This is a genomic window from Corynebacterium sp. UD i78, assembly GCF_056280545.1.
The window spans coordinates 821,533-842,211 of the sequence record NZ_JBWCED010000001.1 but is presented as its reverse complement, the minus strand read 5'-3'; the positions used below and the strand labels follow the sequence as shown (position 1 = coordinate 842,211).

16 protein-coding genes and 1 pseudogene are annotated in these 20,679 nt (G+C 66.5%); 10 read left to right on the top strand and 7 right to left on the bottom strand.

What is annotated here, in order from left to right; genetic code table 11:
- Positions 1-128 precede the first annotated feature (128 nt).
- The 6 genes and pseudogenes from ACZ9GM_RS03995 to ACZ9GM_RS03970 all read left to right on the top strand — a co-directional run bounded on the left by ACZ9GM_RS03995 (position 129) and on the right by ACZ9GM_RS03970 (position 6,836).
- Entirely contained in the window at positions 129-866 is a 738-nt protein-coding gene (locus ACZ9GM_RS03995) for an MBL fold metallo-hydrolase (RefSeq protein WP_476037318.1), read from the top strand.
- A 32-nt stretch (positions 867-898) separates the two neighbouring features.
- Entirely contained in the window at positions 899-3,235 is a 2,337-nt protein-coding gene (locus tag ACZ9GM_RS03990) for a HelD family protein (RefSeq protein WP_476037317.1), read from the top strand.
- A gap of 37 nt (positions 3,236-3,272) precedes the next feature.
- A pseudogene (locus ACZ9GM_RS03985) lies at positions 3,273-3,737 on the top strand (nucleoside deaminase); the annotation flags it as partial.
- Complete coding sequence (locus ACZ9GM_RS03980; protein WP_476038310.1) at positions 3,714-4,304, top strand: GrpB family protein; 591 nt, start codon at positions 3,714-3,716, stop codon at positions 4,302-4,304. The pseudogene ACZ9GM_RS03985 and the gene ACZ9GM_RS03980, both read left to right, overlap by 24 nt.
- Positions 4,305-4,384: 80 nt before the next feature.
- Positions 4,385-5,965, top strand: coding sequence for an alpha/beta fold hydrolase (locus ACZ9GM_RS03975; RefSeq protein WP_476037316.1), 1,581 nt, complete (start codon positions 4,385-4,387; stop codon positions 5,963-5,965).
- Between the two features lie 97 nt (positions 5,966-6,062).
- Positions 6,063-6,836 carry a helix-turn-helix domain-containing protein gene (locus ACZ9GM_RS03970; protein WP_476037315.1) on the top strand — a complete coding sequence of 258 codons (774 nt, stop codon included), beginning with the start codon at positions 6,063-6,065 and terminating at the stop codon, positions 6,834-6,836.
- A 676-nt stretch (positions 6,837-7,512) separates the two neighbouring features.
- Here the strand turns inward: ACZ9GM_RS03970 and ACZ9GM_RS03965 are convergent.
- The 4 genes from ACZ9GM_RS03965 to ACZ9GM_RS03950 are packed head-to-tail and all read right to left on the bottom strand — an operon-like array spanning position 7,513 to position 10,897.
- A complete protein-coding gene (locus ACZ9GM_RS03965) occupies positions 7,513-7,947 on the bottom strand; it encodes a universal stress protein (protein ID WP_291474564.1) in 435 nt (144 codons plus the stop codon).
- 18 nt (positions 7,948-7,965) lie between these two features.
- Entirely contained in the window at positions 7,966-10,110 is a 2,145-nt protein-coding gene (gene uvrB / locus ACZ9GM_RS03960; RefSeq protein WP_476037314.1) for an excinuclease ABC subunit UvrB, read from the bottom strand.
- Positions 10,111-10,119: 9 nt separating this feature from the next.
- Positions 10,120-10,716 (bottom strand): dephospho-CoA kinase, encoded by a 597-nt coding sequence (gene coaE, locus ACZ9GM_RS03955; RefSeq protein ID WP_476037313.1) that lies wholly within the window; start codon positions 10,714-10,716, stop codon positions 10,120-10,122.
- 37 nt (positions 10,717-10,753) lie between these two features.
- Entirely contained in the window at positions 10,754-10,897 is a 144-nt protein-coding gene (locus ACZ9GM_RS03950; protein WP_476037312.1) for a hypothetical protein, read from the bottom strand.
- Positions 10,898-11,202: 305 nt separating this feature from the next.
- Between ACZ9GM_RS03950 and ACZ9GM_RS03945 the strand changes: the two genes are divergently transcribed.
- Complete coding sequence (locus ACZ9GM_RS03945) at positions 11,203-11,595, top strand: DUF4185 domain-containing protein (protein WP_476037311.1); 393 nt, start codon at positions 11,203-11,205, stop codon at positions 11,593-11,595.
- A gap of 437 nt (positions 11,596-12,032) precedes the next feature.
- Here ACZ9GM_RS03945 and ACZ9GM_RS03940 read toward each other — a convergent pair whose 3' ends face one another.
- The gene (locus ACZ9GM_RS03940) at positions 12,033-13,349 is read right to left on the bottom strand and encodes an acetyl-CoA C-acetyltransferase (protein ID WP_476037310.1); all 1,317 of its coding nucleotides are present in this window, start codon (positions 13,347-13,349) and stop codon (positions 12,033-12,035) included.
- 257 nt (positions 13,350-13,606) lie between these two features.
- Here ACZ9GM_RS03940 and ACZ9GM_RS03935 point away from each other — a divergent pair, with 257 nt between their 5' ends.
- Entirely contained in the window at positions 13,607-14,941 is a 1,335-nt protein-coding gene (locus tag ACZ9GM_RS03935; RefSeq protein ID WP_476037309.1) for a 3-oxoacyl-ACP reductase, read from the top strand.
- A gap of 9 nt (positions 14,942-14,950) precedes the next feature.
- The gene (locus tag ACZ9GM_RS03930) at positions 14,951-15,880 is read left to right on the top strand and encodes a MaoC/PaaZ C-terminal domain-containing protein (protein ID WP_476037308.1); all 930 of its coding nucleotides are present in this window, start codon (positions 14,951-14,953) and stop codon (positions 15,878-15,880) included.
- 180 nt (positions 15,881-16,060) lie between these two features.
- Here the strand turns inward: ACZ9GM_RS03930 and ACZ9GM_RS03925 are convergent, their stop codons facing one another.
- On the bottom strand, positions 16,061-18,112 hold the full coding sequence (locus ACZ9GM_RS03925; protein ID WP_291474573.1) for a glucose PTS transporter subunit IIA: 2,052 nt from the start codon (positions 18,110-18,112) through the stop codon (positions 16,061-16,063).
- Positions 18,113-18,276: 164 nt separating this feature from the next.
- Here ACZ9GM_RS03925 and ACZ9GM_RS03920 point away from each other — a divergent pair, with 164 nt between their 5' ends.
- Positions 18,277-19,053, top strand: coding sequence for an SDR family NAD(P)-dependent oxidoreductase (locus tag ACZ9GM_RS03920; protein ID WP_476037307.1), 777 nt, complete (start codon positions 18,277-18,279; stop codon positions 19,051-19,053).
- A 99-nt stretch (positions 19,054-19,152) separates the two neighbouring features.
- Here ACZ9GM_RS03920 and rpsA read toward each other — a convergent pair whose 3' ends face one another.
- Complete coding sequence (gene rpsA / locus ACZ9GM_RS03915) at positions 19,153-20,613, bottom strand: 30S ribosomal protein S1 (RefSeq protein ID WP_291475028.1); 1,461 nt, start codon at positions 20,611-20,613, stop codon at positions 19,153-19,155.
- Positions 20,614-20,679: the final 66 nt, after the last annotated feature.

Below are 20,679 nucleotides of genomic sequence, written 5' to 3'. Positions count from 1 at the left end.
TTCTTCTCGGTCAGTGCAGTGTGGTGCAGGGTCGTGCAGTCAGCCTGCAGTCTACGTCAGTCTACGGGTTTTTCTCGAACGCGTAATCGACAACGGCACCGTGCCCCGCACGTCACTAGGGTGGGGCCATGATCACTCCCCAGGACACCACCGGCACCGGAGCAGACGGCACATTCAGCCACCTCGACGCCCCGCGCGACGCCCGCAGCATCACCACCACCGGCGCCGGGCGTCCCCTGACGGTGGTGAAGACCACCGTCGGGGACATGGACAACGACTGCTACCTCATCGCCACCGGCGGGGACGCACTGCTCATCGACGCCGCAGATGACGCGGAACACCTCCTGACTCTCGCAGGAGGACTGGGCGTGCGGGTCACCGACGTGCTGACCACCCATCAGCACCACGACCATGTCCGGGCCCTGGCCGAGGTTCTCGCCGCGACCGGTGCCCGCCACCACGCCCCGGGTCCGGACGCCCCGGATCTTCCGGCCGCCGCGGACCGGACCTGGGGCGACGACCGTTCACCGGAAGGGGACGCCGGCGAACTGCTCGACCCGGCATCGCCCGCACTCGCCGAACTGGGTATGCTGGTCGTCCTGTTGCGCGGGCACACACCGGGCGGACTGGCCCTGGCCCTACCCACCGACGACGGCCCGACCCATCTGTTCACCGGGGACAGTCTCTTCCCCGGCGGGGTGGGCAACACCGCCACTCCGGAGGACTTCACCCGTCTTCTCGATGACGTGACCGCGCGCTGCTTCCGCTACCCCGACTCCACCGTGGTCCACCCCGGCCACGGCGATGACACCACCCTCGGTGCCGAGCGTCCCGCACTGGACACCTGGCGCGACCGGGGCTGGTGAGAGCAACCCACTCATACTCAGACCTGGAGATCATGACCGACAACTCCGACTCTCCCCTTCCCGCCGTCGCCGAGGAGCAGCTCCGGCTCGACGAGCTGCTCGCCCATGTCGATGCCGCCCGCGAACGACTCACCGCCCGGGCCCGCGCGGTCCAGCGGCTCACGGCGGACATCGACCATCCACAGGCCCTGCTCGAACGCGACCACGAGACCTACGAGATCTCCCAGCGCCTCGCCGAGTACTCCGCCGCCGAGATCGGCCTGTTTTTCGGTCGTATCGACGTGGAGGACGCCGACCCGGAGAACCCTGTCACCGACCACGGCCCCGGCGGCGACGGTTCCACCCTGGACCGCCGCTACATCGGACGCATCGGCCTGCACGCCGACGACGACGAGATGCGGACGCTTCTCATGGACTGGCGCGCACCGCTGGCCCGCCCCTTCTACCTCGCCACCACCCTGCACCCGGAGGGCGTGCACACCCGGCGCCACATCCGGACGTCAGGACGCGCCGTCACCGCGGCTGCCGATGAACGGCTCAGCGGAGACGACTCCTACACCGGTGACACCGCCGACGGCGGTGAGGGTTCCGTCGCCCAGGAGGGCGCACTGCTGTATGCGGTGAACCGGGCCCGGTCGCGGCACATGACCGACATCGTCGACACCATCGTCGCGGAACAGGACCGGATCATCCGCGAGAACCACCGCGGCGTCACCGTCGTCCAGGGCGGTCCGGGCACCGGCAAGACGGCCGTCGCCCTCCACCGCACCGCGTACCTCCTCTACACCTGGCGCGAACAGCTGGAGCGGACCGGCGTCCTCATCGTCGGACCCAACCCCCGCTTTCTCGACTACATCTCCCAGGTCCTGCCGAGTCTCGGTGAGACCGGTGTGGTACTGGCGACGCCGGGCACACTCTACCCCGGCATCACCACCCGCCCGATGAGCGCCGAGCCGCTGCTGTCACAGGAGGTCAAGGGGTCCTCGGAGATGGTGGACATCCTCAGCAACGCCGTCCGCGACCTGCAGACTGTCCCGGACAGTCCAGCGACGTTCCTTGTCGACGGAGTGACCATCAACCTCACTCCGGCGATGGTGAAGGGCGCCCGGACCACCGCACGCCGGTCTCGGCGTCCGCACAACCAGGCCCGGGAACGGTTCTTCGCCAGCGCCCTCGACCGGCTGCGGGACGCCATGGCGGACAAGATCGGTGCCGACCCGCTCGGCGGGGAGAACCTGCTGTCCGCCGCCGACCGCGCCCAGCTGCGCGAGGATCTCGGCAGTGAGGACCAGGTCCTCGAAGCCCTCGACGGATTCTGGCCGACGCTGACCCCCGAGGAGGTTCTCGCCGGGCTCTACGGTTCCCGCGAGGCCGTGGACTCCGCGGCGTCCGACTACGACGATCTCACCCGCCGGGCGCTACTGCGCACTGACGGATCAGTCGAGCCTGACGACTGGACCGAGGCAGACGCCCCACTGCTCGACGAGCTCGCCGAGATCCTCGGGGTCGTCGGCGTCGAGGAAGCCGAGGCCGAAGAGCAGAAGAAGTGGCAGGCCCAGGTCGCCGAGGCGCAGGAGGCACTCGACATCCTCACCGGCTCCGCGTACCAGGACCTCGATGACGGGACGGACGCCGAGATCCTCATGGCCTACGACGTCATCGACGCCGAACAACTCGCCGAGCGTCAGCGTGTCCGGGAGACCATGTCCACCGCCGAGCGGGCCGCCGCGGACCGCACCTGGGCCTTCGGCCACGTCATCGTCGACGAGGCACAGGAGCTCTCGGAGATGGCCTGGCGGATGGTCTTCCGCCGTGCCCCGAACCGGTGGATGACCCTGGTCGGCGATCCGGCGCAGACCGGCAGCCCGGCCGGGGTGGAATCCTGGTCGGACGCCCTCTCCCCTTTCGTCAAGGACCGGTGGAAGCTCCACGAACTCACCGTGAACTACCGCACACCGGCGGACATCGCCGAGATCGCCTCGGCAATCCAGGCAGAGGTCGCCCCGGACCAGCAGGTTCCTTCCAGCCTGCGCGAGACCGGTACCGGCGTGCGCGAGGGCGATCTCGCCGATCTGGAGGACGCCGTGACACAGGCGGCGACGGCCGCCGGCGAGGGCCTCACCGGCCTCATCGCCGCCCCGGAGCGGCTGCCGGCACTGCGAGACCTCGCTGAGCGGACGTCTTCCGTCGGCGAGATCGTGGTCTCCGACGTCAACGGCGCCAAGGGACTCGAGTTCGACGAAGTCGTGCTGGTGGAGCCTGCGGAGCTCGTCGCGGCATCCCCGCAGGGGCTCAATGACGTCTATGTGGCGGTCACCCGTGCCACCCAGGGGCTCACCCTCGTCCATGACGATGAACTTCCATGGTGAGATCCGGCCCCTGTGTTCGTCGACTAGCCTGGACTGCATGAGTATCTCCCACCTTGACCGGGTCTTCCTCAACCTGGCCGTGGACCTGGCACGCCGGGCGTGGAACGACGGAGATGCCCCCTTCGGTTCGGTGCTGGTCTCCGCCGATGACCGAACCCTCGTCACCGACCGCAACCGGACGGTCACCGGTTCCAACCCGTTGCTGCATCCGGAGTTCACCATCGCCGAATGGGCGGTCGCGAACCTGACGCCGCAAGAGCGGTCGGTCTGCACCGTCTACACCTCGGGCGAGCACTGCCCGATGTGCGCGGCGGCCCATGGCTGGGCGGGACTGGGCCGCATCGTCTATGCCTCATCCTCGGCGCAGCTGGCGTCTTGGCCCGCGGAGTATGTGCGCCCCTCTCCTGTTGCCCCGCTCCAGGTTCAGGATGTGGTCCCCGGCATTGTCGTCGACGGACCGGACGAGGAACTTGCCGCAGTGGTCCGGGAGCTGCACCGCCGACCTGTGGAACAGGACGGATCACTGATCGGTGGCCGACAGCCGCGACATGTCGAGGTCGTCCCCTATGACCCGGCATGGCCCGGGCGTTTCGCGGCGGAACGCGGGCGGATCATCATGGCCCTGGGAACCACGGCAACACGTGTCGAGCATATCGGCAGCACCTCCGTACCTGGACTGGCCGCGAAACCGGTGATCGACATCAATGTCAGTGTGGAGGACGTCGATAACCACGCGGCGTTCGTGCCGCCGCTGACCGATGCCGGATACGAACTGCGGGTCTCCGAACCCGGACATGTGATGTTCCGGACGCCGGACAGGGACGTCCACATTCACGTCTGCGACTCAGGAAGTGCCTGGGAACGCCGGCATCCGCTGTTCCGTGACTGGCTGCGGGAATCGGGTCCGCAGAGTATCGACGACCGCGAGGCTTACGGCGAGCTGAAGCTGTCCCTGTCGGGGCGGACCTGGGAGGACATGGCCGTCTACAACGACCGCAAGGGGCCGCTGATCGCCGAGATCATGGCGCGGGCGGAGAGATGGGCGGAGGCCACGGGGTGGCACCTCTGACCCCTGCCTTGACGATGAACTTCCGTGGCGATTCTCAGCAGATGTTAGGCTGATCGGCACAACTGACCGAAAGGAAACCTGTGCCGCCCCGGACCTCACTCCGTATCCTGCTCACCGCCTCCCTCTCCACCGCCCTGGTCGTCCCGGTCGGTGCCGCCGGAGCTAATCCCGCAGGTGAGGGTACACCACTGAACTGGGGTCCCTGTCCGGTCGGATCCGGCGCCGAAGCCCCGACCGAGTGTGCCGAGATCGAGGTCCCCCGCGACTATTCCGATCCGGACGGTGCGACTATCTCCCTGACCATGAGCCGTGTCCCGGCCACCGGTGAGCGTAAGGGCACGATCGCCGGCAACCCCGGCGGTCCCGGTGGCGATGCTCTGGGGATGTTCGCCACCACCGACGCCGGAACCCCGGAAGCCGAAGGACGCATCACCCTGCCCGCCGATGTCCGGGAGCACTATGACCTGCTGGCGGTGGAACCCCGCGGTCTGGCCTGGGGAACCCCGCTCGACTGCCCGGCCACGGAGTCGCTGTTCGGCACAGCGGGCGACATTCTCGCGGCCTGCGAGTCCACCGATCCCGGATACACTTCCACCATCACTACCGACAACACCGCCCGCGATCTTGACGAGGCACGCAAAGCACTCGGCGAGGACCGGCTGAACCTCTACGGTGTCTCCTACGGTGGGCCACTGATGGCGACCTACGCCACGCTGTTCCCGGAGCACACCGACCGCGTCCTGCTGGACTCGTCGGCGTCCCCGGACCAGCGCTGGTTCGGTCTCGGCGCCGCACGCAAGCAGGCCCGGATCGACGGGCTCAACGCGATGTTCGCCTGGCTTGCCGAGCGAGATGACGAGTACCATCTCGGTACCACTCCACTGCAGGTCTACCAGCGGTGGGCCGAGGTCATCACCGGCCCCTACGGCGTCCAGATGCCGGTGACCCCGCCGTCGGCGGAGGACGCGGACCTTCCCGCCGGCTCGGCGGTTCTCCCCGGTGAGCTCGGAACCCGGTTCCTCGACGGCCTGGTGTACGCGCAGTGGCGGGCAGGCACGCTGGTCGACACCGGTCGCGCGCTCCTCGGTGATGAGAGTGCCGTCAACGGTGTCAATTCCGGATTCAGCCTCTCCATGGCCGCAATCCGGGACCAGACCCTCTGGCCGCTGCTCGGCGAACAGCTCAGTGATCCGGAGGCGGCCGAGGCACAGGTCGCGGAGGAACTCGATGCTCTTCCGGAACCGACCGAGGAGGAGATCGCGGCCCAGCAGAAGATGGCGGAACAGGCGAGCTACGTCGAGCGGGCGATCATCTGCAACGAGAACACCGATGCCCCGGACCGTTCCCTGGCACCCTCGATGTGGCTCACCCAGTTCACCGGCGGTGACCTCATCCGCGCCAATGAGGACAACATCGCCTCCGGCGAGATCTGCTCCGGGTGGTCCGCCACCACGACACCGACCGAAGTCTCGGGTGAGGCGCTGGACCGCGCCCCGCTGAACATCGGCTACACACAGGACGCGACAGTCTCCGCCGACGGTGCACCGGACATGCACCGGGCCATGGGTGGCGAGCTCGCCACCGTCGACGGCTACTCCCACGGCGTCCTGCTGGTGGAGCCGGAGCTTCTCGCCGACAAGGTCAGCGACTACTTCGCCTGAGCGGGATCATCTGCTTGACCTTGTCATGCTGACAACGTGCACGATGGTGGCATGCGGATCAGCGAGGCTGCTGCGACAGCAGGATGCTCCCCCGAATGTGGTCCGTAACTACCACCGGACAGGGGCGCTACCGGAGCCGGAGCGGACACCCAACGGGTACCGGGACTACACGGTCGATGACGTTGCCCGGCTCATCCGACTGACCACGCTGACAGCTGCGGGGATTCCAGCAACCACCGTCGCCCGCATCACCGACCACCGCGGTCTACTTCAGGACGCCCTGCTCGCCGTCGGCTCCCGTATCGAGGAACTTCACCGGCAACGGTCGCGGATCCTCTCCCTGCTCACCGGCGGCCGGTCCATCCCACCGGACATCATCGACCTGCTGACTGATTTCCGGCAATGGACAATGGGCAGGGAACCGGAGGATCCCGCTGTAGTCGCTCTACTGGACCTCGACACCCGGGCGCTCCAACTGATGGTGGACACCGACATGACCACGGCGGACACCTGGACGCTTCTCCGCTCGTCACTGGTGTCCGCGCAGGCCAGGGAGAGTTCTCTGGCGGGGTACCATGCCTGGCACCTCCTCGGAGACGTCACGTCTGCCGATCCTGACATGCCGGATCTCATCGCCCGCTGCCGTCGCGGCCTACGGGACGGCGTCTTCTCCGGTCTCACCGAAACTCTCCGCCCGGGCGACCTGCCCCTGTCTCCAGCGGACATCCCGGTGACTGGAGCACAGTCTGCGGCGTTGCCGCACTGCTGGCGGAGCTCACCCCGTGACGCTTCTGCTCAGGCATCCCGGTGTAAGGCTGCTGCGGGGCGAACTCCGGCTATGGACCGATCTTGTCCTGTTGTGCCGGGGTAGGTCAGTGTTCCCGCCCGGAGCAGTCCCGCTTCCTGCCACGCAGGGGTTGTGGTTTCTCCCCGGAGCCCTGACCGCGGTCACTGCCGTCGAGATCACCGCAGTCGAGCTTCTTGTCTCCTCGGCGTTGGTCCGTGTAGTCGTCACCGTGATCTCGGTCTACTCACTGCTGCTGTTGTGGTCCGTTTTCGGCCGACGGAAGGTGTACCCGCCCTTCGTCAGCGATCGGGCACTGGTGATACGTCAGGGGCGGACAACACTTGCGGACATTCCTCGGGAAAGCATCTCGGCCATCACAGCGGATCGAAACTACCGTACAGACCGCGCGATCACCGACGACGGAACCCTGGTGCTCGGCAACGGAAACGGGACCAACCTGGAGATCCGGTTGACTGAGGGGGTGGATGCGGCGGATCCGGACCGGTGGCCACGGCAAAGCCGGTCACCGCAGAGATCACCGAAGTGCTGTTGTGGGTCGATGATCCTGCCGCTGCCGTCGCTGCGCTCGGCAGGAGCGATGCCTGAACCACACGGAACGGACCGGCTACATCATGCATCCACATTGTGCATTCTCAACCCTGTCCACCTGCAAGAAACATGCAGGTAGGACGAATATCCCCTCACTGTAGCGGGCGCTACAGCATGCATAATGTTCGGAAAAGAAGGAGGGAAGGTCCGGCTACACCGTGTGGACGATCATCACGTCGCAGTCGGACTGACGGGCGACGTCCGCCGGCACTGAACCGAGCAGACGCCCGGTCAGCGAGTTGATCCCCCGGTTACCGACGACGAGGAGGTCCGCCTTCACGTCGGTGACGATCCCCATCAGAGCCTCCACCGGAGACCCTGCCTTGATGGCGGTCTCGACAGTCGAGCAGCCCTCCTCCTGCGCCGCGGTCACCGCGGACGCGAGGTTCTGCTGGGCCGGGGAATCGCCGACGACCGTCTTCGAGTCCATCCGCACCGCCTGGACCGCGGCGTCCTGGTCAGCGTAGTAGGCGCAGCCGATGACCAGCGTGGCGTCGAACGCAGCGGCAAGCGCTGCCGCCCGCCGCACAGCGAGAAGAGAGGACTCTGAACCGTCGGTGCCGACAACGATGGTGCTGTAGCTCATGGCGCCCAGGTTACCCCATCACAGGCCTGCCTCGACCATGCCACGCAACTCCTTTTTCAGGTCCGCGATCTCGTCGCGCAGACGCCCCGCGAGCTCGAACTTCAGTGCCCGGGCGGCGTCCTGCATCTGGGAGGTGAGGTCGGCGATGAGTTTCTCGAGCTCGGGACGCGCCAGGTTGCCGGCGTCGCGTCCGGAGACCGCCGAGACCCCCGACGGGCCGGCCGCGATGTCCACGTCGGCGCCGAATCCGGTCGACGCTGCCGGCTCTGCCGGGCCGTCCTCGCCACGGTTCTCGTAGACCTGGTCGAGGATGTCGGCGATCTTCTTCCGCAGCGGCTGCGGGTCGATACCGTGCTCGGTGTTGTAGGCGATCTGCTTGGCGCGGCGTCGTTCTGTCTCGTCGATGGCGTACTGCATCGAGTCAGTGATCTTGTCCGCGTACATGATCACCTCGCCGGAGACGTTGCGGGCGGCACGGCCGATGGTCTGGATCAGCGAGCGCTCCGAGCGGAGGAAGCCCTCCTTATCGGCGTCGAGGATCGCCACAAGCGACACCTCGGGCAGGTCGAGGCCCTCACGCAGCAGGTTGATACCGACGAGGACGTCGTACTCCCCCAACCGCAGCTGGCGCAGCAGTTCCACGCGCTTGAGCGTGTCGATGTCCGAGTGCATGTAGCGTACCTTCACCCCGTGCTCCAGCAGGTAGTCGGTGAGGTCCTCGGCCATCCGCTTGGTCAGGGTCGTGACCAGGACGCGTTCCTTCCTCTCCACACGCTGCCGGATCTGCTCGATAAGGTCGTCGATCTGCCCCTCGGTGGGGCGCACCTCGACCTTCGGGTCGACCAGACCGGTCGGGCGGATCACCTGCTCGACGAACTCACCGCCGGCCGCCGCGATCTCATAGTCGCCCGGGGTCGCCGACATGTAGACGCACTGGCCCTTACGGTCGTCGAACTCCTCCCAGGTCAGCGGCCGGTTGTCGAGCGCACTCGGCAACCGGAACCCGAAGTCGACCAGGTTACGCTTGCGCGACATGTCTCCTTCGAACATGCCTCCGATCTGCGGCACAGTCACGTGGGACTCGTCGATGATAGTGAGATAGTCGTCCGGGAAGTAGTCGATAAGCGTCGCCGGGGCGGACCCGGACTCCCGCTGGTCGATATGGCGGGAGTAGTTCTCGATGCCGGAACAGTAGCCGACCTGCTGGATCATCTCCAGGTCGTACTCGGTGCGCATCCGCAGCCGCTGCGCCTCGAGCAGCTTGCCGCGGTTCTCCAGGTCGGCGACCCGGTGCTCCAGCTCCTCACGGATGTCGGCCATCGCCTTCTCCATGCGCTCCGGACCGGCGACGTAGTGGGTGGCCGGGAAGATCCGGATCTCCTCGACCTCCCGGATCACGTCACCGGTCAGCGGGTGGATGTAGAAGAGACTGTCGATCTCGTCGCCGAAGAACTCGACCCTCACCGCCAGTTCCTCGTAGGCGGGGATGACATCGACCGTGTCGCCCTTCACGCGGAAGGCACCACGGGTGAAGGAGACGTCGTTGCGGTCGTACTGGATGTCGACGAGCAACCGGAGGAACCGATCCCGCTCGACCTCCTCCCCGACCTTGAGGACCACGGAGCGGTCCAGGTAGGACTGCGGGGTGCCCAGGCCGTAGATGCAGGACACCGAGGAGACCACCACGACGTCCCGACGTGACAGCAGGTTCGAGGTCGCCGAGTGACGCAGCCGCTCGACGTCGTCATTGATCGAGGAGTCCTTCTCGATGTAGGTGTCCGTCTGCGCGATGTACGCCTCAGGCTGGTAGTAGTCGTAGTAGCTGACGAAGTACTCGACGGCGTTGTTCGGCAGCAGACTGCGCAGCTCATTGGCCAGCTGAGCGGCCAGTGTCTTGTTCGGCGCCATGACCAGGGTGGGACGCTGCTGCTTCTCGATGAGCCAGGCCGCGGTCGCGGACTTGCCGGTACCGGTGGCACCCATGAGCACGATGTCCCGCTCGCCACGGCTCAACCGCTCATCGAGTTCCTTGATCGCCGCCGGCTGGTCACCGGCGGGTTCGTACTCACTGATGACCTCGAAGGACGAGTCGGTACGTTCAACCTCTCCGACCGGTCGGAACTCGGATTCGGAGAGGACGGGGTGTTCAGCTGCGAAGGCCATGTGCCCAGTCTAGGACCGGTGGGTCAGCCTCGCCCAGAACTCATCGACCTGACTCACCAGCGACGCCACGTCCTGCGAGTTGTCGAGCACGACGTCCGCCGCGGCGAGCCGGGTCTCCCGGTTGATCTGCGCGGCGATGCGACGCCGGGCGTCCTCCTCGTCGAGGCCCCGGTACTCCACCAGGCGTCGGATCCGCAGTTCATCGGGGGCGTCGACGACGAGGACCGTGTCCACCATGTCGGTCTGGCCGTTCTCGATGAGCAGCGGCATGTCGTAGACCAGCACCGGGACGTCGGCGGCGCGGGCGTCCTCGAACTGCTGGAGAGTGCGTTCGTGGATCCGGGGGTGGGTGATGGAGTTCAGGGTCTCGGTGCCCTGCTGGGAGGCGAAGGCCTGGCGGGCCAGTTCCGCGCGGTCGAGGGTGCCGTCCGGGCGGATGACACCGGTGAAGGCCTCCCCCAGTTCCGCCAGAGCCGGCTCGCCGGGGTCGACGACCTCCCGGGCGATGAGGTCGGCGTCCACGACGGTGGCTCCGAGTTCCGCCAGTCGGGCGGAGACCGTCGATTTCCCGGAGCCGATCCCTCCGGTGAGTCCGATGATGTGCATGCGGCCCAGGCTACCCGGCGGTGCGGGGTTGCCGCGCCTACAACGCGAAAGAGCCGTCCGGCGAAGAGGTCAGTGCCGCCTCGGCGTCCTCCCCTGCCAGGGCCGCTGCATTCGCGGCAACGGCCGCCGCCCACTCCGCGCGGGTCCGCGCGATCTCCGCTCCGATCTCGGAGCAGAACACCTGGTCGCCGGTGCCGAGGTCCCGGTTGAGCGGGCAGCCGGCGGAACCGTCGATCTGCTGCAGCGGGGGGCAGATCGGGAATCAGCTCGGTGGTGTCGGTGGTGTTCCTGGCCTCGGTGGCAGGGGCACTTAGTGACATAACGACAACAAATGCGGTGTTCAGGACGGTTGCGGCGGGGTCGCGTGGCGTGTCATTCCGCGAAGTACAGTCATCTCCGTTCCGACGTTCTCACCTGACACTTCACCCGAGGAGCGGCCTGCCCCGCCACCGTTCACCCCGCGCGTCCCGCAGCGTCCCCGTCCTGTTGACGACCTCCACCCCGGACGCCGGGGACGGCCGCACTCTCATCGCCTTCGGCGACTCCTTCACCTGTAGTGGAGCGGGCAACGGCTGGTATTCCTACGCCCTGTTCGAGTCCCGGGACACCGATCCCACCGACGGTCTGTACGTCGACGGGACCGTCGACGGCAGCAGGTCCGGCGAGTTCCTGCCCACCTCGCTGAAGGTGCGGGGCGTCGAGTACACGAAGATCCCCACCTCCGGTATCGAGGTCGGTGGGGAGCAGTACGTCGATTTCATACCGGTGAAGTCCTGGGGGCAGGCCGGGATGTGGACCACCAACTACGCACAGACCGTGGTCTCGCGCGCAGGTCCCGGACATCTACGGCGCCTTCATGCTGCCGGACCATGCCCCTAGACCCGACGGGAGACTCTACTTCGTAGCGACCAGCTGGGCCGGCTACAACACCATGATGCGTACCGACCTCACTGCGGTGCTGGGCTGAGGTTCCCGCTCACCGCGGTCAGCACCCGGAGGGTGGTGCGCAGGTCCTCCGGGAGTACGCCGCGCGTCATCGTCGTGACCACATTGGCCACGGCATCCTCGGCATCGGTGACCAGGTCGGTGGCGGCGGGGGTGGGTGTCGCTCCCCGGTCCCGGTGTCGTCCTCGCCGCCGGCGCCACTGTCGTCCAGGAGCCCTTCGACGGCCCGTTCGCCGTCCACGGCGATGCATAAGTCGCGCACGGGCCGCGCACGGCCCACAACGCCAACTACCCCAGGGTTGGAATCACTTGAGGATTCCACCCCCTGGGGTAGTTGGCGCGGGCGGTTCGGTCGTCTGGGCAGAGACTGACTAGCGTTCGATGATGGCGGTGATGCCCTGACCACCGGCGGCACAGATGGAGACGAGGACGCGGCCGCCGCCGTTCTCCTCGAGGATCTTCGCGGCGGTGGCGATGATGCGTCCACCGGTCGCGGCGAAGGGGTGACCGGCGGCGAGCGAGGAGCCCTTGACGTTGAGCTTGGCGCGGTCGATGGCGCCGAGCGGGGCGTCGAGACCGAGGCGGTCCTTGCAGTAGTCCTCGGACTCCCAGGCCTTGAGGGTCGCCAGGGTCTGACCGGCGAAGGCCTCGTGGATCTCGTAGAAGTCGAAGTCCTGCAGAGTCAGGCCGTTACGCTCCAGCAGACGCGGGACAGCGTAGGTCGGGGACATCAGCAGACCGTCCGGGGTGAGGCCGTCGTGGCCGTGGAGGAAGTCCACGGAGGCGGTCTCGGAGTCCACCAGGTACGCCTTGACCGGCAGGTTGTGCTCGGCGGCCCATTCCTCGGACGCCAGCAGCACGGCGGAGGCACCGTCGGTCAGCGGGGTGGAGTTACCGGCGGTCATGGTCGCCTGGGTGCCGTGGGCGGCGGCGTCCTTCCTGCCGAAGACCGGCTTGAGCTTGGACAGCTTCTCCACGGAGGAGTCCGGGCGCAGGTTCGTGTCGCGCTGGACGCCGAGGTACGGGGTCACGAGGTCCTCGAAGAATCCGGCGTCGTAGGCGGCGGCGAGCTTCTGGTGGGACTCGGCGGCGAGCTCGTCCTGGTCCTCGCGGGTGATGCCGAACTCGCGGGTGGTGATGGCCTGGTGGTCACCCATGGACAGGCCGGTACGGGGCTCGCCGTTCTGCGGCTGCTCCGGGGCCAGCTGGGAGGGACGCACCGAGCCGAGCAGCTTCAGCATCTCGGGGGTGGACTTGGCGTTGTTTACCTTGATGAGGGTCTTACGCAGGTCGTCGTTGACGGCGAGCGGGGCGTCCGAGGTGGTGTCGGTACCACCGGCGATGCCGGCGTCGATGCGGCCGAGCGCGATGGCGTCAGCGACCTGGACCGCGGCGGCGAGACCGGTACCGCAGGCCTGCTGCAGGTCGAAGGCCGGGGTCTCGTTGTCGAGGGCGGAGCCGAGGACGACCTCGCGGGTCATGTTGAAGTCACGGGCGTGCTTGAGCACGGCGCCGGCGACAACCATGCCGAGCTTCTCGTCCTGCAGGCCGTAGCGGGCGACCAGGCCGTTGATGGTGGAGGTCAGCATGTCCTGGTTGGACGCGCTGGAGTACTCCTTGTTGGACCGTGCGAAGGGGATGCGGTTGCCGCCGAGGATGGCGACCTTGCGCGGGGAGGAAGAGGTCATGTCGGTAATCACTCCGTCGTCGTTTGTCTGGTCAGTACCGTGTCTGGCGGCCAGCCTACCCGTGGGGGGGGTAGCGCCGGGCGCCGTATCCGGGGGGGTGTGGAACCCTTGTTGTGCCTGTCACTGATTTGCAGGACAGCGTACCGGGTCACACACTAGGGTACGAATGAGAACATACATTGTTCGAGCGGCCACAAGGTACGCTTTCGGATAACTGCTTCACCCACACACCGCTACAGACCAAGGAGATCAGTACATTGTCTTCCAACAAGGGCCTGCTGGAACAGATCATCAACTCCAGCTTCGCCGGTAAGCTCGGCGTCCCCCAGGGCGAGAAGCTGCGTCGATACAAGAAGGGTGAGCCCGCCCTCGACGGCCCGGTCGTCATCGGCGGCGAGGGCCGCGTGGCCGACGGTGTCCGGAAGTTCCTCGACACCGACTTCCAGTTCGTCGAGGCCGACACCGACATCAAGAAGTCCGCGATCATCTTCGACGCCACCGGCATCAAGACCCCCGAGGACATCAAGAAGCTCTACGAGTTCTTCCACCCCCAGATGCGCAAGGTGCGTCCGAACGCCCGCTTCCTCGTCATCGGCACCACCCCCGAGCTCATCGAAGACGCCGACGAGCGCATCGTCCAGCGCGCCATCGAGGGTTTCGTCCGCTCCCTGGCCAAGGAGCTGCTGCGCGGCGCCACCGCCCAGCTCATCTACGTCGACCCGGCCGTGAGCGACGATCTGTCCGGCCTCGAGGCCCCGGTCCGCTTCATCCTCTCCGGCAAGTCCGCCTACGTCGACGGCCAGGTCATCCGCGTCGACAACACCCACGTCGAGGCCCCCGAGTCCTGGGACGCCCCGACCGCCGGCAAGGTCGCCCTCGTCACCGGTGCCGCCCGCGGTATCGGCGCCGACATCGCCCGCGTCCTCGCCCGTGACGGCGCCAAGGTCATCATCGTCGACGTCCCCGCCGCCGGTGAGGCTCTCGCGGAGATCACCAACGAGGTCAAGGGTTCCGCCCTGCCGCTGGATGTCACCGCCCCCGACGCCGCTGACAAGATCAAGGCGCACGCCGAGGAGAAGTGGGGCCAGGGTGTGGACATCATCGTCCACAACGCCGGCGTCACCCGCGACAAGCTGCTCGCCAACATGGACGAGGGCAAGTGGAACCTCGTCGAGGCGATCAACTTCATCGCCCCGATCCGCATCACCGAGGGACTGCTGGAGAACGGCGGCCTCAACGAGGGCGGCCGCGTCATCACCCTGTCCTCCATGGACGGCCTCGCCGGCCAGCGCGGTCAGACCAACTACGCCATGTCCAAGGCCGGCATGATCGGCATCGCCGAGGCGCTGGCCCCGAAGGTCGCCGACAAGGGCATCACCGTCAACGCCATCGCCCCGGGCTTCATCATCACCGCGATGACCGCCGAGATCCCCACCGGCACCCGCGAGGTCGGCAAGCGTCTGAATTCCCTCAACCAGGGTGGTCTGCCGATCGACGTCGCCGAGGGCGTGGGCTTCTTCGCCGGCAACGCCTCCGGTGCGGTCACCGGTCAGTACCTCCGCGTCTGCGGCCAGCACCTGATGGGCGCCTAGGAGGTCACCGTGACTGTCACCTACAAGGAGCTCCCGGCGATCCCGGAGCTGATGACCGAGTACAAGTCCGCCGCCAAGGACCTCGTCCCCGCCGTGGGCACGAAGCGTTCGGCGAAGACCGACCCCGCCACCGGCTTCGAGGTCAAGGGCGTGAAAGTCAGTGTGAAGCACCTCGGTGCCTACTGCGCGTCCACCGGTCTCCGCCTGGCCAACGAGCTACCCGCCACGTACCTCTACGCGCTCTCCTTCCCTCTCGCGATGAAGGTCATGACCACCCCGGACTTCCCTTTCAACGCTGTCGGTGCGGTGCACCTCACCAACGTCATCGAGCAGACCCGCCCGCTGACCGTGGACGACGAGTTCACCATCCGCACCCACGCGGAAAACCTTCGTCCGCACCGCAGGGGACTGCTGATCGACATGGTCACCGAGGTCTTCGTCGAGGACGGAGGAGAGACTCCGGTCTGGACCCAGACCTCCGGCTTCCTCGCCAAGGGTGTGAAGCTCTCCGGATCCGCTGACGCTGCAGTGAAGGCCCGTGAGGAGGATTCCGGCTCACTGTTCGAGCGTCCGGAGCTACCTGCGGACCCGACGCCCACGGCCACGTTCACCGCCACCCCGGCCACCATCAAGGTCTACGCGGACGCCTCGGGCGACAAGAACCCGATCCACGTCTCCGGCCTGGGTGCGAAGGCCTTCGGCTTCCCGTCCACCATCGCCCACGGCATGTGGTCGGCGGCGTCCGTCCTCGCTTCCCTGGAGGGAGAACTGCCCACCGGCGGTTCCCGCTTCTCCATCGAGTTCGCCAAGCCGGTCACGCTGCCGGCGAAGGTCGCCGAATTCACCGCGAAGGACACCTCCGGTGCCTGGGACGTCCAGCTGCGCAAGGCCTCCAAGCTGGATACCCTGCACGCGATCGCCCGCATTGAGGCGCTCTAGTCCGGAGTTCTTCTCCGGGGAACGCCAGCATTACGCCACCTGAGGTCGGTGGGCATCACTTCCCACCGACCTCGGGTGGCGTTCTGCGTGCACGGTCATCACGTTTCAGGGACGTCCGTACAACCGGGACGCCCGAAACGTCATGATTGTGTACGCCCGGCCGTAGAGCCGGGCTTATTTCTAGGGTCGCTCCCCTGCTGCCGCCGAGTCCGACGCTGAGTCGGACGCTGAGTCGGACGCAACGTCCTCAGGCTCCGCCTCCTTCGCGGTGACGGTGATGATGTCGTCACCCGGTGCGGCGACGGGGGCGACCATCCCCTCCACCGAGGCGAACTTCTTCGAGTTCACCACCACGACCGGGGTCAGCGGAGAGAAGCCTGCGGCCTCGATCTTCGCCCGGTCGAAGCGGATCAACGGTGTTCCTGCAGTGACCTGCTGCTTCTTCTCGACGAGGTTCTCAAAACCCTCACCTTCCATCTTCACCGTGTCGATACCGATGTGGATGAGCAGCTCGATGCCGGAATCCAGTCGCAGACCGATCGCATGGCCGGTCTTCTGCACGGTGAGGACCTTCCCGTCCGCCGGGGCGACCAGGGTGTCTCCGGTCGGATCGATGCACACGCCACCGCCCAGAGCTCCACTGGCGAAGGCCTCGTCCGGGGTCTCGGACAACGGCAGGACCTTGCCCTCGACCGGCGCAGTCACGACAGTGACCGCGCCGGGACGCAGAGCAGGCTTGATGTGGGCGGTTCCGGCGGCGACAGCGGCCTCCTCGATGCGGGCGTCCTCCGCGGCACTGGCCGCCTCGCGCTCAGCCTCGAGCTGGGCGAGAACCTCGGCCTTCTCATCCGCCCCGCGGTAGTCGAAGACGAGCACCAGGATCATGGAGGTGGCAAATGCTGCGGCAATACCGATGAGGTAGCCGCCCCACGGGTCCATGGCCGGGAAGGTCAACAGCGAGGTGAAGACGAAGGCATTGGCCTTGACGTCGAAGATGCCCATGATGACGCCACCGACGAAACAACCCGGGAGCAGGCGGACGTAGGTCTTCTTGAATCTCAGCAGCACACCGTAGAGCGAAGGTTCGGAGATACCGCCGAGCAGACCCGCCATGAGACCACCGAGGGAGACCTGCCGCATACCTTTGTTCTTCTCCCTGACAGACACGAAGAACACGCCGGCAACCACACCGAAGCAGGCGAAATTCCAGGCACCCATCGGCCCCTGGATGAAGTCGTAGCCCAGGGTCGCGAGGTTCTGCACCATGATCGCGTTGAGCGGCCAGTGCAGTCCCAGCGGCACGAGGAAGGGGTAGAGCAGCGGGATGACGATCGCCAGGATGAACGGCGAGAGGTCATTGGTCCATTCGAGGAAGTTCGAGATCCCGTTACCGATACCGATACCGAAGGGCCCCAGCAGGAAGGCGGTCAGCGGGATCATGATGAGTAGCGAGAAGAACGGCACGAACACCATCTGCACCGCAGACGGAATGAGCTTCTTCAGGCCCTTCTCCACCCAGTACAGGCCGATCGCGGCGATCAGCGGAGGGAAGACCTGCGACGAGTAGTCGTTGAGCACCAGGGGGAGACCGAAGATGTGGACGACGTCCTCCGGATCGCCCAGCGAGAGGAACTCCGGGGTGAGCAGGGCGGCGGGGATCGCTGCCCCCACCCACTCGTTCGCACCGAGCTTCCGGGCTGCGGTCGCACCGATCATGATCGGCAGGAAGTAGAACACCGACCGCCACATGGCGTGCAGCAGCACGTAGCCGTCCGGCTGATCCGCCATGTCGGCGCGGAAGTCCTGCCAGCCGAAGGTGTCGGCCAGCACCAGCATGGTGATGATGAGGGACGCGCCGAGCAGCGCCCACAGCACGGGGCGGAATGTGTCCGAGAGGAACTCGAAGCAGTAGTTGATCCAGTCGTACTTCCCCCGCACTCCCCCGTACTCCTTCTTGGCGGGGGTGGAGTCCGCATCCCCCATCCCGGGTTCCTTGACGATGGCGTTGTAGAATTCGGCGACGCCGCCGCCCATCACCACCTGGACGCCGTCACCGCCCTGCGGCACCACCCCCAGGACCTGCGGAGTGTTCTCCAGAGTGTCGAGATCGGCTTTCGACCGGTCATGGAGCTGGAATCTCAGTCTCGTCGCGCAGTAGGTGAGGTTGACGACGTTGTCCGCGCCACCCACCTCCTTGAGGATGCTCCGTGAGGTGTCTGTCGGGGATGGCATCGCGTTCCTGGCCTTTCAGAAAAAAGGGAAGACAGAATGTGGTTTCCTCCGCCACTGTAGGCCCGGCCACCCCCGGAAGGAATCCCCCGGTACCCACCCCCGTCTCACCTGTCAGGAGCGCGAGTGCCCCCGTTCAGGTCAACTGTCTGCCACACTCGACCGGTATGGACATCAACGGAAAAAGTATCGTCGTCACCGGAGGTGGAGCCGGGATCGGACGCGAGGTCGTCCGACAGCTCATCAGTAGAGGCGCGACGGTCCATGCCGTCGACCTGCGCACCGACGCACTGGAGGCGTCCGACCACCTCATCCCCCACCAGCTGGACATCACCGACCGCGACGCCCTCACCGCGCTCGCCGAGCGGACCGGCCCGGTGGACGCGGTGGTGAATGTCGCCGGCATCGTCCAGGACTTCGTCGACATCGCCGACCTGGACCGTGAGACCTTCGCCCGGGTCATGGACGTCAACTTCTGGGGCACGGTCAACACCGTCGAGGCATTCCTCCCCGGTCTGCTCAGCCGACCGGAATCGGCGGTCGTCAATGTCTCCAGTATGGGTGGACTGGTCCCCGTCCCCGGCCAGAGTGCCTACGGTGCCTCGAAGGCAGCGGTGAAACTGTTCACTGAGGGGCTGCGCACCGAGCTGCGGAAGACAGACGTCCGTGTGTCGGTCGTGTTCCCCGGTGGTGTGAACACGGACATCACGACGAACTCGGGTGTCGAGGTCGACGGTGCCGACGATCCGGAAAAGCGGGCCAAGGCCGCGAAGTACCTCACCTCGCCGCAGGACGCCGCGGCGAAGATCGTGAAGGCCGTGGAGACCGGCAGGGACCGCGTCATCATCGGGAAGGACGCCCGGCTCATGGACACGCTGTCGCGCGTCATGCCGGTGAAGACGGCGTCCGCGATGGCGGCGCTGATGGGCAGGCTCAACGCCTAGAAGGACCGTATACGACACACGCAGAAGCCCCCGTGGAGTGATCCACGGGGGCTTTCAGCAGTGTTCCGGAGCAACGGAACAGCGGCGCTGCGGCAGAGACTAGTTGCCGGCCAGCTTCTCGCGCAGAGCAGCGAGCTGCTCGTCGGAAGCCAGGGAGCCGGAGTCGGCGACAGCCTCGGCAGCGGGAGCCTCGGCAGCCTCATCGCTGGAGGAGGAGTAACCGGACTCGCCGGCCTCGGCAGCCTCGGCGGCCTGGGCGCGGTGACGCTCGATCTGGGCGGCGTGCAGCTTGTGACGACGCTCGGACTCGGCGTAGCGGGCCTCCCAGGCCTCGCGCTGGGCGTCGAAGCCCTCCATCCACTCGTTGGTCTCCGCGTCGAAGCCCTCCGGGAAGATGTAGTTGCCCTGCTCGTCGTAGGAGTCGGCCATGCCGTACTTGGACGGGTCGAACTCCTCGGTGAAGTCCTCGTCAGCCTGCTTGAGGGACAGGGAGATCCGGCGACGCTCGAGGTCGATGTCGATGACCTTGACCATGAGGTCCTGGCCGACGGTGACGATCTGGTCCGGGACGTCGATGTGACGCTCGGCCAGCTCGGAGATGTGGACCAGGCCCTCGATGCCCTCCTCGACGCGGACGAAGGCGCCGAACGGGACGAGCTTGGTGACCTTGCCCGGGACGATCTGACCGATCGCGTGGGTCCGGGCGAAGACGCGCCACGGATCTTCCTGGGTGGCCTTCAGGGACAGGGACACGCGCTCGCGGTCGAGGTCGACGTCGAGAACCTCGACGGTGACCTCGTCACCCACGGCGACAACCTCGGACGGGTGGTCGATGTGCTTCCAGGACAGCTCGGAGACGTGAACCAGGCCGTCGACACCGCCGAGATCGACGAAGGCGCCGAAGTTGACGATGGAGGACACGACGCCCTTGCGGACCTGGCCCTTCTGGAGCTGGTGCAGGAACTCGGAGCGGACCTCGGACTGGGTCTGCTCGAGCCATGCACGGCGGGACAGGACAACGTTGTTGCGCTGCTTGTCCAGCTCGATGATCTTGGCCTCGAGCTCCTGGCCGATGTACGGCTGGAGGTCGCGGACACGACGCATCTCGACGAGGGAGGCGGGCAGGAAGCCACGCAGGCCGATGTCGAGGATGAGGCCGCCCTTGACGACCTCGATGACGGTACCGGTGACCGGCTCGTCCTTCTCCTTGAGCTCCTCGATGGTGCCCCAGGCACGCTCGTACTGGGCGCGCTTCTTGGAGAGGATCAGACGACCGTCCTTGTCCTCCTTGGTGAGGACGAGCGCGTCGACCTCGTCGCCGATCTCGACGACCTCGCCGGGATCGACGTCGTGCTTGATGGACAGCTCGCGGGAGGGGATGACGCCCTCCGTCTTGTAGCCGATGTCCAGGAGAACCTCGTCGTGATCGACCTTGACGACGGTACCTTCGACGATGTCACCGTCGTTGAAGTACTTGATGGTCTGGTCGATGGCGGCGAGGAAATCCTCAGCGGTGCCGATGTCGTTGATGGCAACCTGAGGAACGTTGTTGGTGGGCATAGGTGAAGGTGCTCCGAAACGGATAGTTATCGTTGTGGACAGGACTCCGCCGGTTCCACCGCACCG

What these genes read in the sequence shown, in the direction of transcription:
- uvrB (WP_476037314.1), bottom strand. Translation starts at nt 10,110, where the DNA reads ATGGCCTTCGCAGCTGAACACCCCGTCCTCTCCGAATCCGAGTTCCGA.
- rpsA (WP_291475028.1), bottom strand. Translation starts at nt 20,613, where the DNA reads ATGCCCACCAACAACGTTCCTCAGGTTGCCATCAACGACATCGGCACC.
- ACZ9GM_RS03965 (WP_291474564.1), bottom strand. Translation starts at nt 7,947, where the DNA reads ATGAGCTACAGCACCATCGTTGTCGGCACCGACGGTTCAGAGTCCTCT.
- ACZ9GM_RS03925 (WP_291474573.1), bottom strand. Translation starts at nt 18,112, where the DNA reads ATGCCATCCCCGACAGACACCTCACGGAGCATCCTCAAGGAGGTGGGT.
- coaE (WP_476037313.1), bottom strand. Translation starts at nt 10,716, where the DNA reads ATGCACATCATCGGACTCACCGGAGGGATCGGCTCCGGGAAATCGACG.
- ACZ9GM_RS03940 (WP_476037310.1), bottom strand. Translation starts at nt 13,349, where the DNA reads ATGACCTCTTCCTCCCCGCGCAAGGTCGCCATCCTCGGCGGCAACCGC.
- ACZ9GM_RS03995 (WP_476037318.1), top strand. Translation starts at nt 129, where the DNA reads ATGATCACTCCCCAGGACACCACCGGCACCGGAGCAGACGGCACATTC.
- ACZ9GM_RS03990 (WP_476037317.1), top strand. Translation starts at nt 899, where the DNA reads ATGACCGACAACTCCGACTCTCCCCTTCCCGCCGTCGCCGAGGAGCAG.
- ACZ9GM_RS03920 (WP_476037307.1), top strand. Translation starts at nt 18,277, where the DNA reads ATGGACATCAACGGAAAAAGTATCGTCGTCACCGGAGGTGGAGCCGGG.